This is a genomic window from Amycolatopsis sp. PSD-21 (assembly GCF_055561455.1).
In genome coordinates this window covers 7,804,990-7,821,546 of record NZ_CM145712.1, presented here as the reverse complement: position 1 = coordinate 7,821,546, position 16,557 = coordinate 7,804,990, and the positions used below count along the sequence as shown (strand labels likewise).

Annotated in this window: 17 protein-coding genes; 8 read left to right on the top strand and 9 right to left on the bottom strand. The window is 69.4% G+C overall.

Translation table 11 applies throughout. The features are described 5' to 3' along the window. Nucleotides 1-130 precede the first annotated feature (130 nt). From ACZ1DY_RS36740 to secA, 3 genes are all read left to right on the top strand, one after another. Complete coding sequence (locus ACZ1DY_RS36740; protein WP_465482421.1) at nucleotides 131-769, top strand: ComF family protein; 639 nt, start codon at nucleotides 131-133, stop codon at nucleotides 767-769. A gap of 552 nt (nucleotides 770-1,321) precedes the next feature. Next, nucleotides 1,322-2,008 carry a ribosome hibernation-promoting factor, HPF/YfiA family gene (hpf, locus tag ACZ1DY_RS36735; protein WP_257484445.1) on the top strand — a complete coding sequence of 229 codons (687 nt, stop codon included), beginning with the start codon at nucleotides 1,322-1,324 and terminating at the stop codon, nucleotides 2,006-2,008. A 233-nt stretch (nucleotides 2,009-2,241) separates the two neighbouring features. Further along, nucleotides 2,242-5,073: a preprotein translocase subunit SecA gene (secA, locus tag ACZ1DY_RS36730; protein ID WP_192743381.1), complete on the top strand. Its 2,832-nt coding sequence runs from the start codon at nucleotides 2,242-2,244 to the stop codon at nucleotides 5,071-5,073. A 228-nt stretch (nucleotides 5,074-5,301) separates the two neighbouring features. Here secA and ACZ1DY_RS36725 read toward each other — a convergent pair whose 3' ends face one another. Then, the gene (locus tag ACZ1DY_RS36725) at nucleotides 5,302-5,805 is read right to left on the bottom strand and encodes an Rv3235 family protein (RefSeq protein WP_126735753.1); all 504 of its coding nucleotides are present in this window, start codon (nucleotides 5,803-5,805) and stop codon (nucleotides 5,302-5,304) included. Nucleotides 5,806-5,917: 112 nt separating this feature from the next. On the opposite strand from ACZ1DY_RS36725, the gene ACZ1DY_RS36720 reads away from it, so the two are divergent. Beyond that, nucleotides 5,918-6,322 carry an HAD-IA family hydrolase gene (locus ACZ1DY_RS36720; protein WP_126735752.1) on the top strand — a complete coding sequence of 135 codons (405 nt, stop codon included), beginning with the start codon at nucleotides 5,918-5,920 and terminating at the stop codon, nucleotides 6,320-6,322. On the opposite strand, the gene ACZ1DY_RS36715 is transcribed toward ACZ1DY_RS36720, so the two are convergent. Then, the gene (locus ACZ1DY_RS36715; RefSeq protein ID WP_126735751.1) at nucleotides 6,297-7,076 is read right to left on the bottom strand and encodes a TrmH family RNA methyltransferase; all 780 of its coding nucleotides are present in this window, start codon (nucleotides 7,074-7,076) and stop codon (nucleotides 6,297-6,299) included. The genes ACZ1DY_RS36720 and ACZ1DY_RS36715 overlap by 26 nt on opposite strands. Before the next feature lie 34 nt (nucleotides 7,077-7,110). Between ACZ1DY_RS36715 and ACZ1DY_RS36710 the strand changes: the two genes are divergently transcribed. Further along, nucleotides 7,111-8,517, top strand: a complete 1,407-nt coding sequence (locus ACZ1DY_RS36710; RefSeq protein WP_465482420.1) for a WS/DGAT/MGAT family O-acyltransferase — start codon at nucleotides 7,111-7,113, stop codon at nucleotides 8,515-8,517. Further along, a complete protein-coding gene (locus tag ACZ1DY_RS36705) occupies nucleotides 8,514-9,005 on the top strand; it encodes a DUF6912 family protein (RefSeq protein ID WP_465482419.1) in 492 nt (163 codons plus the stop codon). The genes ACZ1DY_RS36710 and ACZ1DY_RS36705 overlap by 4 nt, the downstream gene beginning before the upstream one ends. A gap of 15 nt (nucleotides 9,006-9,020) precedes the next feature. Here the strand turns inward: ACZ1DY_RS36705 and ACZ1DY_RS36700 are convergent, their stop codons facing one another. From ACZ1DY_RS36700 to rsgA, 6 genes are all read right to left on the bottom strand, one after another. Beyond that, complete coding sequence (locus ACZ1DY_RS36700) at nucleotides 9,021-9,905, bottom strand: NAD-dependent epimerase/dehydratase family protein (protein ID WP_257484448.1); 885 nt, start codon at nucleotides 9,903-9,905, stop codon at nucleotides 9,021-9,023. Between the two features lie 58 nt (nucleotides 9,906-9,963). Further along, nucleotides 9,964-10,758, bottom strand: a complete 795-nt coding sequence (locus ACZ1DY_RS36695; RefSeq protein WP_465482418.1) for an SCO4651 family lipoprotein — start codon at nucleotides 10,756-10,758, stop codon at nucleotides 9,964-9,966. A gap of 72 nt (nucleotides 10,759-10,830) precedes the next feature. Continuing rightward, nucleotides 10,831-11,502 (bottom strand): SCO4651 family lipoprotein, encoded by a 672-nt coding sequence (locus ACZ1DY_RS36690; RefSeq protein ID WP_465482417.1) that lies wholly within the window; start codon nucleotides 11,500-11,502, stop codon nucleotides 10,831-10,833. Nucleotides 11,503-11,642: 140 nt separating this feature from the next. After that, a complete protein-coding gene (locus tag ACZ1DY_RS36685) occupies nucleotides 11,643-12,497 on the bottom strand; it encodes an SCO4651 family lipoprotein (protein ID WP_465482416.1) in 855 nt (284 codons plus the stop codon). A gap of 28 nt (nucleotides 12,498-12,525) precedes the next feature. Continuing rightward, nucleotides 12,526-13,422, bottom strand: a complete 897-nt coding sequence (locus ACZ1DY_RS36680; protein ID WP_465482415.1) for an SCO4651 family lipoprotein — start codon at nucleotides 13,420-13,422, stop codon at nucleotides 12,526-12,528. 60 nt (nucleotides 13,423-13,482) lie between these two features. Then, a complete protein-coding gene (gene rsgA, locus ACZ1DY_RS36675; RefSeq protein ID WP_257484451.1) occupies nucleotides 13,483-14,493 on the bottom strand; it encodes a ribosome small subunit-dependent GTPase A in 1,011 nt (336 codons plus the stop codon). Between the two features lie 101 nt (nucleotides 14,494-14,594). Here rsgA and ACZ1DY_RS36670 point away from each other — a divergent pair, with 101 nt between their 5' ends. Further along, nucleotides 14,595-15,353: an SOS response-associated peptidase gene (locus ACZ1DY_RS36670; RefSeq protein WP_126735742.1), complete on the top strand. Its 759-nt coding sequence runs from the start codon at nucleotides 14,595-14,597 to the stop codon at nucleotides 15,351-15,353. After that, a complete protein-coding gene (locus tag ACZ1DY_RS36665; RefSeq protein ID WP_126735741.1) occupies nucleotides 15,350-15,958 on the top strand; it encodes an alpha/beta hydrolase family protein in 609 nt (202 codons plus the stop codon). Before ACZ1DY_RS36670 ends, ACZ1DY_RS36665 begins: the two co-directional genes overlap by 4 nt. Here the strand turns inward: ACZ1DY_RS36665 and ACZ1DY_RS36660 are convergent. Beyond that, the gene (locus tag ACZ1DY_RS36660; RefSeq protein WP_257484452.1) at nucleotides 15,908-16,471 is read right to left on the bottom strand and encodes a hypothetical protein; all 564 of its coding nucleotides are present in this window, start codon (nucleotides 16,469-16,471) and stop codon (nucleotides 15,908-15,910) included. The two genes, ACZ1DY_RS36665 and ACZ1DY_RS36660, sit on opposite strands and share 51 nt — an antisense overlap. Between the last annotated feature and the right edge of the window lie 86 nt (nucleotides 16,472-16,557).

The following is a 16,557-nucleotide window of genomic DNA, read 5'->3' as shown; positions in this document are numbered from 1 at the left end:
TTCTCCTCGATTGGCTTTTTCAACGACTCCCGGTCATGACCGGTCCCCTTAGGACGAAAAGGGTCCAAACCGGACCTCTCACGACACGACGCGACCCGGAACTGTCGGAGCCCCCGCCGACACTCGCCGCATGTCCCCACTCCTGGATCTCCTCATCCCCGCCCGCTGCGCGTCCTGCGGAGTGCCGGGCGCGCCCTGCTGCGCCACCTGTCAGACCGCTTGGGGTTCGCTCAGCGAGATCATCCGCGGCCCGACGGCCGGTCTCGTGCCCGTGTACGCCCTGGCCCCCTACGCCGACGACGCCCGTCGCCTGATCCTCGCCTACAAGGAACGCGGCCGTCGCGACCTCGCCCCTTCCTTCGGGCGGGCGGTCGCCGAAGCCCTCGCTCAGCTACCCGATCCAGAGCCGGAACCTTGCCTCGTCCCCGTCCCTTCGCGACGGTCCGCCTCGCGTGTCCGAGGCGGACCGCACGTCCGGCGCGTCGCCGAAGAATGCGTGAAAGCACTGAGAGGCAAGGGAAAAGCCGCGACAGTGGCGCCGGTCCTCAGGCTGAGGTCCGGTGTTCGTGACGCCGTGGGGCTCACCCGGGCCCAGCGGTCGGCGAACCTCGACGGCCGGATCCGCCTGGCTCCGGGAGCCTGCCGGGAGAAGGTCGTTCTCCTTGACGACGTCATCACAACCGGAGCGACCGCCGCCGCTTGTACGCGATTTTTGGACATAAGCGGAATTCATGTTTCGGCGGTGGTGGCGCTGGCCGCCGCCGGGTGATCGGGCTGTCACCTACAAGAGTGATGAATGATCGGGAACGGGAATGGGTACAAGGGCGTTGACGGGATATGAGGGACCTTCTGGGGAACACTCCGACGGCCCGCCACTCCACCGGGGTGGCGGCGGATTCCCCCGGGCTCGGCACCCTAGGCACCCTCCGCATTTTCCTGTCCGAAGGCTTGCGCCGTCCGCGTGAAAAGAAATCACGGGGGCGACGCCCGACAGGCCGGATTGTCCCGCTGGCCGCACGGTCTTCGTCGCGTGCGGTGACGAGGTCTCACGTCCTGATATCCCCCGGCTCGGGGGCTGTTGCTCGCGGCGTGATGCAGCTAACGTGCAGCGCTATCAGCAATCCCGGCAGGCAGGGAGGTGACCAGCCCATGTCCCTGGCGCCGGAGCCGCGCTGAGTCCGCGCTCGGACATCCGACACGAGACGTCGTGGCCGTATGCCGAGTTCCCTCACCGCCCGCGATCCGGGCTTCGTCCCCGCATTACCGGCGCCCTAGTGAACACATCTACAGCTCGCAGTCATTTCAGCGAGGGAGGTCGTGTATGGACATCGTCGTTAAGGGCCGCAACGTGGAGGTGCCCGACCACTATCGGGCACTCGTCAGCGAAAAGCTGGCCCGGCTAGAGCGCTACGACAAGAAGGTCATCCGTTACGACGTGGAGCTCTTCCACGAGCCCAATCGCCGGCAGTCGAAGAACTGCCAGCGCGTCGAAATCACCGGTAAGGGCCGCGGCCCCGCCGTACGCGCCGAAGCGTGTGCCGGCGACTTCTACGCAGCGCTGGATTCCGCACTGAACAAGCTCGAAAACAGGTTGCGGAAGACACACGACCGCCGGCGCGTGCACTACGGCCGCAGCCGCCCGGAATCCGTCGCCGAGGCGACTTCGATGGCGGCCGCCGGTGGAACGACCACCGACACCCGACATCTGGCGGGTACCGCTGTGCTCGAAGCGCCTGAGGCCGAACCCATGGCCAACGGTTTCGCTGTCGAGAGCGGTGACTTCGAGATGCCCCAGCAGCGCTGGGATGACGGGGTGACCGAACACCAGCCCGGTCGCGTCGTCCGCGAGAAGAAACACGACGCGGAGCCCATGACGGTCGACCAGGCTCTCTACGAGATGGAACTGGTCGGTCACGACTTCTACCTGTTCAACGACTCCGACGCCGGATGCCCGAGCGTCGTCTACCGGAGGCGAGGCTTCGACTACGGCGTCATCCGGCTGAGCTAGCCGGCCCTGCGTCCAGACGGCGGCCCGCACGCGTCCCGTGCGGGCCGCCGTCATGTCCGGAACAGGCGGGACGCGGCCTCGTCCCGGCAGGTACCGACCGACGGTGCGTGCGCGAACACCGAGGTGTTCCCTACGATGGGGGCGGACGGTGGTGCGTTACCCGGCACCGCCGCGTACGAGATTGCCCGGGACCGGCTCGGGTGCGATCACAATCAGCTAGTGAGGTCGACCGGATGGTGCTGAACCGCCTGCTCCGCGCGGGCGAGGGCAAAATGGTGAAGCGGCTGCGACACATCGCCGATCACATCAACACCCTCGAAGACGACGTCAAGGAACTTTCGGACTCCGCGCTGCGGGCCAAGACCGACGAGTTCCGTAAACGGCACGCGGACGGCGAGTCCCTCGACGACCTCCTGCCGGAGGCCTTCGCGGTGGCGAGGGAGGCCGCCTGGCGCGTGCTCGGCCAGCGGCCCTACGACGTCCAGCTCATGGGCGGCGCCGCGCTGCACCTCGGCCAGGTCTCCGAGATGAAGACCGGTGAGGGCAAGACCCTGACCCAGGTCCTCCCCGCGTACCTGAACGCCGTTTCCGGCAAGGGTGTGCACGTCATCACGGTGAACGACTACCTCGCCAAACGTGACGCCGAGTGGATGGGCCGCATCCACCGCTTCCTCGGCCTCGAGGTCGGGGTCATCCTGGCCGACCAGACGCCCGAGGTCCGCCGCCAGCAGTACGCCGCCGACATCACGCACGGCACGAACAACGAGTTCGGCTTCGACTACCTCCGCGACAACATGGCGTGGAGCCTCGAAGACTGCGTGCAGCGCGGCCACAACTTCGCGATCGTCGACGAGGTGGACTCCATCCTCATCGACGAGGCCAGGACGCCGCTGATCATCTCCGGCCCGGCCGACCAGTCCTCGCGCTGGTACATCGAGTTCGCGCGGATGACGCCGCTGATGAAGCCGGACATCCACTACGAGGTGGACATCCGCAAGCGCACCGTCGGTGTCACCGAGAAGGGTGTCGCGTTCGTCGAGGACCAGCTCGGCATCGACAACCTCTACGAGGCCGCGAACACGCCGCTGGTCGGCTACCTGAACAACGCGCTGAAGGTCAAGGAGCTCTACAAGCGCGACAAGGACTACATCGTCCGTGACGGCGAAGTCCTCATCGTCGACGAGTTCACCGGCCGCATCCTGCACGGCCGCCGCTACAACGAGGGCATGCACCAGGCGATCGAGGCCAAGGAAGGCGTCGAGATCAAGGCCGAGAACCAGACGCTCGCCACGATCACGCTGCAGAACTACTTCCGGCTCTACGACAAGCTGTCGGGCATGACCGGTACCGCCGAGACCGAGGCGGCCGAGTTCCACCAGACCTACAAGCTGGGTGTGGTGCCGATCCCGACCAACAAGCCGATGGTCCGCGCCGACCAGGCCGACCTGATCTACAAGACCGAGCAGGCCAAGTTCGAGGCCGTCGCCGAGGACATCGCCGAGCGGCACGAGAAGGGCCAGCCGGTGCTGGTCGGCACCACGAGTGTCGAGAAGTCCGAGCACCTGTCGAAGCTGCTGCTCAAGCTGGGTGTCCCGCACGAGGTCCTCAACGCCAAGCACCACGACCGGGAGGCCCTGATCGTCGCCCGCGCCGGGCGCAAGGGCGCGGTCACGGTCGCCACCAACATGGCGGGCCGCGGTACGGACATCGTGCTCGGCGGCAACCCGGACATCATCGCCGACGAGGTGCTGCGCGACCGCGGTCTCGACCCGGTGGAGCACTCCGAGGAGTACGAGGCCGCCTGGCCGAAGGTGCTCGAGGAAATCCAGGCGGAGACCAAGGCCGAGGCCGAGGAGGTCCGCGAGGCGGGCGGGCTGTACGTGCTCGGCACGGAGCGGCACGAGTCGCGCCGCATCGACAACCAGCTCCGCGGTCGTTCCGGCCGTCAGGGCGACCCCGGCGAGTCCCGGTTCTACCTGTCGCTCGGTGACGAGCTCATGCGCCGCTTCAACGCCACGATGGTCGAGCGGGTCATGACCACCATGCGGCTGCCGGACGACGTGCCGATCGAGCACAAGATGGTCTCCAAGGCGATCAAGAGCGCTCAGACGCAGGTCGAGCAGCAGAACATGGAGATCCGCAAGAACGTCCTCAAGTACGACGAGGTCATGAACGAGCAGCGCAAGGTGATCTACGCCGAGCGCCTGCGCGTCCTCGAAGGCGAGGATCTGCGCGAGCAGATCGAGCACATGCTGGTCGACGTCATCAACGCGTACGTCACCGAAGAGACCGCCACGGGCTACGCCGAGGACTGGGACCACGAGAAGCTGTGGACGGCGCTGAAGCAGCTGTACCCGGTCAAGGTCACCTGGGAAGAGCTCACCGAGGACGACGACCTCGACGCCGACAAGCTGCGTGAGGCGCTGCTCGAAGACGCTCACCGCGCGTACGACGAGCGCGAGGCCGAGATCGACGCGAAGGTCGGCGAAGGCGCGATGCGCAGCCTGGAGCGCCAGGTGATGCTCACCGTGCTCGACCGCAAGTGGCGTGAGCACCTCTACGAGATGGACTATCTCAAGGAGGGCATCGGCATGCGCGCCCTGGCACAGCGCGACCCGGTCATCGAGTACCAGCGCGAGGGCTACGACATGTTCCGCGCGATGCTGGAGTCGCTGAAGGAGGAGGCCGTCGGCTTCCTGTTCAACCTCCAGGTCGAGCAGGCCGAGCCCACGACGCCGTCGCCGGAGTCGGCGTCCGCGCTGCCCGCCGGTGTCGGCTCCGGGAACGGCCAGGCCGCCGGCGGCGACGGCAGGCACGCCCGTCCGACGCCTCCGCAGGGCCCGGCGACCGACACCCAGTCCGTGCCGTCCGCCTTGCGGGGCAAGGGACTCGGTGGTGGTTCGCAGTCCGGGCTGACCATGTCGGGCCCGTCCGAGGACGGCGGCGTCGAGTCGCATTCGGACAGTGCCGGCAGCGCCGGTGGTGACCAGGGCGGGACCCGCCGGGAGCGTCGCGCCGCGCAGCGCGCCTCCCAGAAGAAGGGCAAGAAGGGCCCGCGCCGCTAAAGGCCCCAAGCACGTGAAGGCCCCTTCCCTCGGCTCAGCCGAAGGAAGGGGCCTTCACGCGCTTCAGGCCGCGTCGTGCGCTTCACGGGCGTCAGTCGGGCCCGATCGGCGGCGCGGGGTGTTGCGAAAGCCACTTTCACAACCTTCAACGTTGCGAAAGTGGCTTTCGCAACACCTGCGAGCCGCCCGGCCGTCTGCCGCCCGCCCGCGCAGCGGCCTTCACGCGTATCAGGCCGCGAGCGCGGAGACCCGTCGCGGCGGCTTCAGCAGGTGGAAGCGGGTGCACACCCAGCCCGACGGTGTCCGCTCGAAGCGGGCGGCCAGCGCGAGGGAGCGCCCGTTCTGTTCGACGGTCGCGCAGGCTTCGACGACGCCGTCCGCCGGATGTCCCAGGTGGACCGACTTCGGCCGGTAGCCGCCAGAGGGACGGCGCCGGCCGCTGTCGAGCAGCGCGCTGTGCAGCGCCGGGTCGAGGATCGGCCGCACCTGGACCGCGGGACGGCGCCCGTCGCAGGCTTCGAGGATGGTGGTCAGCAGCCTGCCGACCTGCTGTCCGTCGGGAGTGTCGGGCCGCGGCTGTGGTTCCTCCACGATCTTTTCGCCGGACAGCGGCAGGTCCAGCACGAGCTGGTTGTCCGGCACCGCCGCCCGGTGCACCAGGTTCTCCGGCCTGCCGGCGACCCGGTACGGCGGTTCGAACGGTTCGAGCCGTCTCAGTACGTACGACTTCATCAGGTTGTCCCCCTCCGCGGCCCCTCCGGCCGCGCCCAGCAACTAAGGGGCGGGCGACGGACGAAGCCGCGACAAGGACCGCCCGAGAGGATGAACCCGGCGGTGATCGCTTGTGTACGGTGGGCCGGTGCTGAAAGGGCTGGTCGTCGACTACGTCGGGGTGCTCACGGACGCCGGCGCGGACGAGCTGTACGCCTACCTGCGGGCGGCCAGGGCGCGCGGCATCAAAACGGCCTTGCTCTCGAACGCTCCCGGCGCGTCGGACGAGGCCAAACGGTCGCTCGGCCCGTTCTTCGACGCGCTCGTCTTCTCCGGCGAGGTCGGCGTGGCCAAACCCGAACGCGAGGTCTACCTGCTGACCGCGGGGCTGCTCGACCTGCCCGCCGACCGGTGCGTGTTCGTCGACGACGCCGCGCACAACGTCCGCGCCGCGGTGGCGGCCGGGATGGCGGGGGTGCACCACACGTCGGTCGAGGAGACGCTGACCGAGCTCAGCGCGTTGTTCCCGAAGCCTTAGCCCGGCGCACCAGCTCGAAGGACAGCACCGCGGCGGCGGCCGAGACGTTCAGCGACTCGACCTCGCCCGGCATCGGGATCGAAACCCACTCCGTCACCAGTTCGCCCACCTCGGCGCCGACGCCGTTCGTCTCCCCGCCCAGTACGAAGGCCGCGCGCTGCGGAAGCTCGACGTCGAACACCGAACTGCGGGCGGAAGCGCCCAGCGCGAAGATCCCGTAGCCGGCTTCGGTGAGCATTTCGGCCGCCTCGCGCGCGCTGCCGCATCGCAGTACCGGCGCGCGGAACGCGACCCCGGCCGAAGCCTTGACCACCATCGGATCGAGGGCGGCGACTCCGCGCCGCGGCACCACGACCCCGTCCAGCCCGGCGGCGGTCGCCGTGCGCAGGATCATCCCGACGTTGGCCGGGGTGGTGATGCCGTCGAGCAGCAGCACCCGCGACGGCGGCCTGCCGTCGGACAGGGCCGCGTGCAGGGAGCGCATCCGCGGGGCGACGACGTCGGCCAGCACCCCTTGGTCCTGTTTGCCGTTGCCCGCCAGCACTTTGACGCGGTGCGCGCTCGCGCGCTGCACCGGCACTCCGGCGGCCTTGGCGGCACGCTGGATCTCGGCGGCGTTCGGCCCGCGCACGGTGTCGGCGAGGATCACCTTGTCCACCTCGAGCGCCGCGTCGTCCAAGGCCTCGAGCACCGGTTTGCGCCCGTACACCGTCAGGAACCGGTCCTTCGGCGAGATCACCGACTCATCACCCACACCGGCGAGTGTCCCACTATGTAAGGATCGGCCCATGCCCGACCGCCTCTCCGCGCTGGACGCCTCGTTCCTGTACGTGGAAGACCACTCGACCCCGATGCACGTCGGCGGCGTGGCGATCTTCGAGCGCCCGCGCGAGGGCTTCACCTACGAGCGGCTGCTGGACCTGATCGGGCAGCGCCTCGCCTTCCTGCCGCGGTACCGGCAGCGGGTGCTGGAGGTGCCCGGTCACCTCGCCCGGCCGGTGTGGGTCGACGACGTCGACTTCGACCTGAACTACCACGTCCGCCGGTCGGCGCTGCCGCAGCCGGGCTCCGACGGCCAGCTGTTCGATCTCGTGGCTCGGCTGATGTCGAGGCGGCTCGACCCGGGAAGGCCGCTCTGGGAGGCGTACTTCGTCGAGGGGCTCGCGGGCGACCGGGTCGCGCTGGTGACCAAGACGCATCAGTCCGTCGTGGACGGGATAGGCACCATCGAGATCGGGCAGCTGATCCTCGATGCCACCCCGCAGGAGCCGGAACCGTTCGACGACACCTGGCATCCCCGCCGGGAACCGAGCCGTACCCAGCTGATCCTCGACGCGGTCGCCGAGACCGTGCAGCGGCCGACGGAGCTGGTGGAGAACGTCCGGTCCATCGCCCACGACGCCACCGCGATGGCGGGCAAGGTCACCGAAACGGTCGGTGACGTCGCGTCGGCGTTGAAGACCATGGTGAGCCCGGCGCCGTCCGGGCCGCTCAACGTCCGCACCTCCGGTGGCCGCATGTTCGCCGTGGTCCGGACGCGGCTCGACGATTTCCGCGAGGTCCGCGCCGCGCACGGCGGCACGGTCAACGACGTCGTGCTCGCCGCGATCACCGGCGCGCTGCGGGAATGGCTGCTCTCCCGCGGTTCGAACCTGACCGCGACGACCACCGTGCGCGCGCTGGTGCCGATGGCCGTCCGTGACGCCGAGACGGCCGAATACTCGACGCCGGCACTGGTCGGGAACCAGGTCGACGCCTATCTGGTCGATCTCCCGGTCGGGGAGCCGAACGCGGTCCTGCGGTTGCAGCACATCGGCCACGCGATGGCCGACCACCTCGACTCTGGCCGTTCGGTCGCCGCGCGGGGACTGCTGACGGTCGGCGGGTTCGCCCCGGCGACGCTGCATTCGCTGGGCGCGCGGGCGGCCGGGTCGATGTCGGGCCGCATCTTCAACGTGCTGATCACGAACTCACCGGGCCCGCAGGTGCCGCTCTACGCGGGACAGGCGAAGATGGTGGAGATGTTCCCGGTCATGCCGCTGGTGCGCAATCAGGCGCTGGCGATCGGGGTCACCTCGTATCACGGCGGTGTCTACTTCGGACTGAACGGCGATCGCAAGGCCGTGTCCGATGTGGACCTGCTCGCCGGGATGATCGAGGAATCGTTGGAAGAGCTGAAGGGTGCGCACTGGTGAGGGTCTATCTACCGGCGACGATCGCGATGCTCCGTGACCTCGAAACCTCCGGTGAGTTCCGGGCGCGGAGCGGCACGGGATTCGCGCTGACCCCGGCGCTGCGGGAGTCCTACGCCAGCGGATCCGACGAAGAACTGGAGTACGCCGCGCTGCTCGACGCCGCGAGGGCGTCGCTCCGGCTGATCGCGGCCGAGGAGAAGCCCGAGCCGCGGCGCGTGGTGATCTCGGCCGACGTCGAGGAGGTCACGCTGCGCCCGGATCTCGACGCCGCCGTCGTCCGGCTGTCCGGGCCGGTGAAGATCGCCGACGTCGCCGCGATCCACGTCGACGCGGCCGAAGCGGCCGAGTCCGTCCAGGCCGCCGCCGCGGTGATCGACCAGGCCGACCTCGGCGATCCGGACGCGGAGTTCACCCTCGGCGACGCCGAAGACCACGAACTCGCCTGGTACGCGCCCCAGGAGCTCCCGTTCCTGCTGGAACTCCTCTAGCCGCTCCGAAACGCGTCAGAACCAGGACGGCCCGGGCACCGGGCGCTCGGGGCGCCAGCCGGTCGCCTCGGTGAGCCTGGTCGAGACCACGCGCTGCGAACGCGCCAGCACCGACATCAGGCCCAGCCGGCTCGCCAGCCACTTCGGCAGCGCGCGCGGACGGCGGACACCGGCCGCCGCGGCCATCGCCTCGCCGAGTTCCTGCTTCCGCACCGGATCCGCGGCCAGGTTGTAGACGCCGCTCGGTGCCCGCAGCGCCGCGATCGCGCCCGCCGCCGCGTCGTCCGGATGGATCGCCGCGGTCCAGTCGGTCCGGCGGCCGATGATCAGCGGCGAACCGCGCCGCGCGGCCGCCAGCATCGTCGTGGTCATCGGATCGCCGGCGACCAGGAGCCCGATCCGCAGCCGGATCGCGGTGCGGCCCTCGTCCGCCAGTTCCGCGATGTTCGCGTGCGCCACCGTCGAAGACGCGATATTGCCGCGCAGCTCGAGGGGCGAGTCCTCGTCCAGTTCCTGGTCGCCGCCGTCGGCGTAGACGAACGAGATCCCTTCCTGCACCACGATTCCCACCTCGCCGGCCCGTCGCACGGCGTCCGCCAGGGTCCGGCTGCCGGTGATCCGCACGCGGTCGTTCTCGGCCCAGCCGGAGAGCGTCATCGCCCGGCGCGCGTCCGGGATGCGGGTGGCGACGTTGACCACGGCGTCGTGCCCGTTCAGCGCGCCCGCCAGGGAATCGACGTCGAACAGCGAACCCGGCACCGGTTTCGCGCCGGTCGCGCGCACCGCCGCGACCCGGTCCGCCCCGCGGGCCAGCCCGCTCACCTCGTGGCCTTCGGCCAGCAGCCGCCGCACCAGCGGGCGCCCCAGCACCCCGGTCGCCCCGATCACCATCACGCGCATGTCCGTTCCTCCTGTCTCGCTACCCGAGGGACGAGACGCGCGCGGGGAACGTGACAGGTCAGCCCGCCGGGATTTCCCCGATGTCCTCCGGCGGTGGCGCCTGGATGTCGGCCTGCGTGCCCCATTCGCTGTAGCGGGTGACGATGCGGGCCATAGAGCTGTCCGGGACACCCGAAGCGGCGAGGACGGGCGCGAGGTCGAGCACGATCCGCAACGGCCGGTGGGCGTCGTCGAGCCAGATCTCCATGGGGATCTTCCCGAGCTTCCCCTGCAGCTCCCCGAGGGCCTCGGCCGACAACCCGGCGGGCAGATCACCGCCCAGCGCGGCCATGTCGACGTCCAGCCGGTAGCGCTCGGCGGGCACCCCGTCGAGTTCGGTGTGCCCGGATTCGACGAGCGTGCCGGCCTTCCGCACCTGGCCGAACGCGCGGGCGGGGTCGTTCTGCTTCGCCAGCTGATCGATGCTGCCGCCGGCGACCTGCGAAAACGGGTCCGCGCCGTCGGGGGAGACCTTCACCCAGGGCTTCCCGCCGGGGACGTCCTCGCGGGCGGCCTCCGGGACCTTGGCGAAGACGATCTTGTCTACGAGCCGGAGTTCGAGGGGCTCGCCGAGGAAGTCCGTGGTCATGGCCAGCGCGGTGCCCGCCCCCACGACCTTCGCCTCTCCCTGGCTCTTCGACCGCATCGTGCCCGCGGTGACCTCGGTGACGAACTTCGCGGCCTTGCCGTCGATCGCGGACGTGGCCCCGTCGGCGAGCGCGCGGGCATCGGCGAACGCCACGGCTCCGCCGTCGCACGCGCCGAGCAGCGCGCCGAATACGAGCACAACGGTGGCGAGGGCCGTTCTCCGCATGAGGGACCTGCTTTCAAAGGCGGCCGCCCAAGCGAAACACAGCCGCGGTCCGCACCCCGATCGGGGGAAGGCTCAGCGGCTGTCGCCGACCGCCTCGGGCGGCGGCGCGATGATCACCACGTCGGAGGCCCAGCTTTCGTACTTCACCGTCGCCTTGCCGATGCTGACCTGCACCGGACGTTGCTCGGCGTCCAGCCACACCTCGGCGGGGGCGCCGCCGAGATCGAGGACGTAATGCGTGGCGGCCGTGCCGTTCACATCGGCCTGCCCGGACTTCGTGACCTTGCCCGTTTTGGCGATCCGGTCGATCGTGCGGGTCGGGTCCATCGTCTCGACGACGTTCGTCATCAGCGCGCCGTTGGCCGCGGAGAGCGCGTCCTTGCCGTCGGCGGTGATCTTGACCCATTCCTTGCCGGTCTTGAGTTCCTGGACCTGAGCGTCCGACAGGTGGTAGTAGAGGACGCCGTCGGCGAAGATCAGGTCCCGTTTCTCCCCGGCGATCTCGGCGACCATGGAGAACTTGCTGTTCGGTCCCTCGTAGAGCCCGGAACTGGTGACCACGACCTTGCGGCCGTCGTCGGCTGTGGTCTCGAGCGCGATCTTGGACGAGCGGGCCTTCTGCGTGCTCGCGGCGGCGGCCGAGGCCAGTTGCGCCGCGTCGTTCACCGGCGGTTTCTCTTCGCCGGAACAGCCGCCCAGCAGCAGGAGAGCGGTACAGACGACGGCGAATCCGGTGGCACGCATGGGACTCCCTCGGGTGAATGGTCTGTACCACTACCGTAGCGCCTATCGCGTGAATTTCCACCGTCCGAACGGTCCGGAAGCGCGTGAAGGCCCCCTTCCCTCGGCTCAGCCGAGGGAAGGGGGCCTTCACGCGCAAAGGTCTAGCGGCCCGCCCGCCTCATCATTTCGGCGTAGTCGCCCACCTCGGCGGCGGGCGGCGGAGTGACCTCCACCGGCGTGCCCCAGTCGCTGTAGGTATACGTCGACTTGGCCTCGCCGGTCTGGGAGCCTCCCGCCGACTTCATGAACGAGGTCATGTCCATGGTCATCTTCAGCGGAAGCTGCTCGGCATTGAGCCACAGTTCGGCCGGAACCCGCAGATCCTTGCCTTCGAACCGCTTCTCGACCTCCGCCCGCTGATCGGCGGGGAGGTCGTCACCGAGGAACAGGTCGATCTGCTTCCTGACGTCGAATTCGACGAAGTAGTGGTTCACCGGGACGCCGTCCAGCCGGATCTGTTCCGACCTGATGACGCGGCCGGTCTTTTCGACCATCTCCAGCTGTTTCGCCGGGTCACCCATCTCGAGGGACCTCAGCATGGCCTTCCCCGCGGCCTTCTCTCCGGGATCCTCACTGTTCAGCGGGACCTTCCCCCACGCCTTGTCCGTCTTGAGCCGGGCCTTCTCCTCGGCGGGCAGCTTGACGAACAGGGTCTGGTCGACCAGGCGCAGCCCGGCCGTTTGGCCGTCGGAGGTTATGTTCGCCTCGATTTTCGAGGCGGGGCCGTCGTAGAGGCCCACCACGGTTCCGGTGACCTTGGAAGTCCCCATCATGCCGTCGATGGTCGTCTTGGAGGATTTCGCCTTTTGCGTTCCCTGCTTCGCGGCCTCGACGAGGCCGAGCGCGTCGGTGAACGGGGTGGCCAGCGCGAGTTCGCCGGCGCCGTTGGTGTTCTCGGCGGTCACGCCGGGCCGGGTGCCGCAGCCCGTGATCACGAGGGTCAGGGCAGCGGTCACCGCGGTCAGCTTGAAAGTGCGACGCATCTTACTGGCCGCCGGCCTTCTTCATGATCTCCGTCAGGTCGCCGACCTGGTCGGCGGGCGGTGCGGTGACGTTCACCGGGCTGCCCCAGTCGGTGTACTTGACCGTGGTCTTGGCGACGCTGTCACCGGGGGCACCCATGGCCTTCGCGAACGCGCTGGCGTCGGAGACGACCTGCACCGGCAACTGATCGGCGTTGAGCCACAGCTCGGTGGGGATGGTGACGTTCTTGCCCTTGAGCTTCTCGTCGATCTTCTGCTGGACATCCGCCGGGAACGGGACGCCCACCTCGCCCACGATGAGGGCGAGGACCTTCTCGACCTCGATCTCGATCAGGTAGTGGTTGGTCCGCTCGCCGTTCAGCTCGACCTGGTCCGACTTCGTGATCTTGCCGGCCTTGGAGATCTGCTCGAGGGTGCGCGACGGGTCGCTTTCCTTGACGGCCTTCGACAGCATCTTGCCGAGCAACTGCGAGATGGGGTCCTGGCCGTCGGCCGAGATCTTCACGTACGCCTTGTCGGTCTTCAGCTCGGTCTTGTCGTCGGCGCCGAGCTTGAAGAAGAACGTGTTGTCGACGAAAAGGACTTCCACCTTCTTGCTGACGTCGTCCATGACCATGGAGAACTTGGTGTTGTCCCCCTCGTACACGCCCTGCCCGGTCACCGTGTTCTTCTCGGTGCCGGCGACGGTCTCCATCGTCATCTTGAACGACTTGGCCTTCTTGGTGCTCTCGCGGGTCAGGGCCACGAGCTGGATCGGGTCGCCGAGCGGCGCCGAAAGCAGGCTCTTCTGCTCCGAAGGAGCGGGGGCAGCCGCGCCGGGCTGCTTCTCGCCACCGCAGGCGGACAGCGCCAGGACGGCGGCCGTGGCGACGGCGGCGAGTGTGGTTACGCGCTTCAAGGGGACCCCTCAGGAAAGTTGATCTAATCCGAACGGGTTATCGCGCGCAGCCGGAATTAGTTACCGCTCGTCGTCGTGCCCGGCACGGGAGCCCAAAAGCCGCCGCAACGACGTCAGCCGCTCCGCGCTCGCGTGACCTTCGGTGACCACGTCGTCGAGCGCGCAGTCCGGGTCCGAAGGCGGCCCGAGGTGCCCGCAGCCGGAGGGGCACTCTTCGGCCGCCTCGGCGAATTCCTCGAAAGCCAGGACGATGTCGTCGGCGGTCACGTGCGCCAGCCCGAACGAGCGGACGCCGGGGGTGTCGACCACCCAGCCGCCGCCGGGGAGGGGGAGCGCGACCGCCGCGACGGACGTGTGCCTGCCCTTGCCGACCGCGCTGACCACACCGGTCGCCAGCCCGGCGTCCGGCACCAGCCGGTTGACCAAAGTGGACTTGCCGACCCCGGAATGCCCGACCAGCGCGGTGAGCCTGCCCTTGAGCCGTCCGGTCAGCTCTTCCGGATGTTCGTCGTGCCGGGTGACCACGGCCGGGATGTCGAGGCCCGCGTAGCCGGCGAGGAGTTCGTCCGGGCTCGCGAGGTCGGCCTTCGTCAGGCACAGGACCGGCTCCAGGCCGCCCGCGTAGCAGGCGACGAGACAGCGGTCGATGAATCCGGTGCGCGGCGGGGGATCGGCCAGCGCGGTGACGATCAGCAACTGCTCGGCGTTGGCGACGACCACCCGTTCGAAGGGGTCGGTGTCGTCCGCGGTCCGGCGCAGCACGCTGGAGCGTTCGTCCACCCGGATGATGCGGGCGAGGGTGTCGGGTTTGCCGCTCACGTCGCCGACGATGCCGACGGTGTCGCCGACGACGACCGGGACCCGGCCGAGCTCACGGGCCCGCATCGCGGTGACGACCCGGTCCGGATCGGAGTCGATCGCGCAGGTCCAGCGGCCGCGGTCCTTGCCGATGACCATCGCGGTGGAGGCGTCCGCGTGCTCGGGGCGGCGTTTGCTGCGCGGCCTGGTGCCCTTGCCGGGACGGATCCGCACGTCGGATTCGTCCAGCCTGCGCCAGTCCTTGCCAGCCAAACCGCCTCCTGCTCTTCGCATCCCGCGGGACAATGATCCCATGCTGCTCGCCAACGCCTCGTCAGCGTGTAACGATGGCTGTCGATCAGGGAGGTTTACGCATGTGCGGGCGTTATGCCGCGACCAAGGACCCGGCGGCGCTGATCGACGAGTTCGCCGCGGTGGACCTGACCGAGGGCCGGGTCCGGACCGACCACAACGTGGCGCCGACCAAGGTCGTGCCCACCGTCGTGCAGCGGCATCCGCGTGACGCGGACGGCGCGGTGCTCGAAGACGAGCCCGCCGTGCGGTCGCTGCGGATGATGCGCTGGGGGCTGGTCCCGTTCTGGGCGAAGGACCCGGGGGTCGGCTCGAAGATGATCAACACGCGCGCCGAGACCGCGAAGGAGAAGCCGTCGTTCAAGAAGGCGGTTTCCGCGCGGCGGTGCCTCGTCCCAGCCGACGGCTGGTTCGAGTGGCGGCGCGACGGCAAGGAGAAGCAGCCCTTCTTCATGACCGGACCGGGTGACGAGTCGCTCGCGTTCGCCGGGATCTGGGAGACCTGGCGGCCGAAGGACGACAAGGACGCCGACCCGCTGATCACCTTCTCCGTGATCACCACGGACTCGGTCGGCAGGCTCACCGACATCCACCACCGCATGCCGCTGCTGATGCCGCGCGAAAAGTGGGACACCTGGCTCGACCCGGACCTCGCCGACGTCACCGACCTGCTCGTCCCGCCTCCGGCGGACCTGGTCGACACGATCGAGCTGCGGCCGGTGTCCAGCCTGGTCAACAACGTCCGCAACAACGGCCCGGAGCTGGTGGACCGCGTCGAACCCGCCACCGAAAGCCCGCTCTTCGAGCTGCCGAACTCATGACGAAGCTGGAGATCGACACCGCCTACGGCCCCGCGCGGGCCGAGCTGCACTGTGCCGAGGAAGGCGTCGCGGTGCTGATGCTCGGCCACGGCGCGGGCGGGGGGATCGGCGCGAAGGACCTGGTCGCGGTCACCCGTGCGGCGCAGGCAGCCGGTGTCCACGTCGCGCTCGTGGAGCAGCCGTACCGGGTGGCCGGCCGCCGGGCGCCCGCTCCCGCCACCCAGCTCGACACCGCCTGGCTCACCGTCGCCGACGAGATCTCCGCGCGCTTCGACGATCTGCCGCTCGTGTTCGGCGGCCGGTCGTCCGGTGCCCGCGTCGCCTGCCGGACCGCCGCGACGGGGCAGGCGGTGGCGGTGCTCTGCCTGGCCTTCCCCGAGCATCCGCCGGGGAAGCCGGAGAAATCCCGGCAGGGTGAGCTCGACGCCGTCGAGGTCCCGACCCTGGTGGTGCAGGGCGACCGTGACCCGTTCGGGCTGCCCAAGGCGGGGCCGCATCACGAGATCGTGGTGCTCAAGGGCGACCACAACCTCAGCGCCGACCTCGAAGGCGTGTCACGCGCGGCCGCCGAGTGGCTGGAGCGTGTGCTGCGGCCGCTCACCTGAGAGCCGCCGCCGGGCGTAGTGCACGGTGACCGCCGCCAGCAGCGGGCCCCAGAGCAGGAGCGGCGCGTAACAGGCCGCCATGACGACGCCGTAGACCGGCGAGTCTTCCCAGCTCCCCGGACCCATCGAGGAACCGGCCTCCGCCCAGCCGAACAGTCCCTGGACACCCAGCCCGGTCAGCGCGAGCGCGCCCGCGGCGGCCGGGAGGATCGCCGCGAGCGGCGGGATCCGGCGGCCGCGCAGCCCCGGGAACCAGCGCGGCCACACCTCGCCCCACGGCCGGACGAGCCCGAGGGTGAGGAACGCGAGCGCTTCGGCGAGCAGGCTCAGCCCGAAGACGTAGGCCGTGCCCCAGCCGGGGATCCCGAACTCCACCAGCCCTTGCGCGGTGAACCCGACCGGGATGCCGAGGCCCATCGCGATCCGCCACAGCCCGGAGGGCAAGGTCACCAGCAGCGTCGCGTGGGCGGCGAGGTTCGCCCATCTCGGCACGTCGGGCACGGTCTCGGTCATTTCGTCGCTCCCAGGAGTCGTCTTTCGCCTGCCGACGACGATTCCCGGGTGCGGCCGCGTGATCTTCCCGCTGCGGACCGATCCCT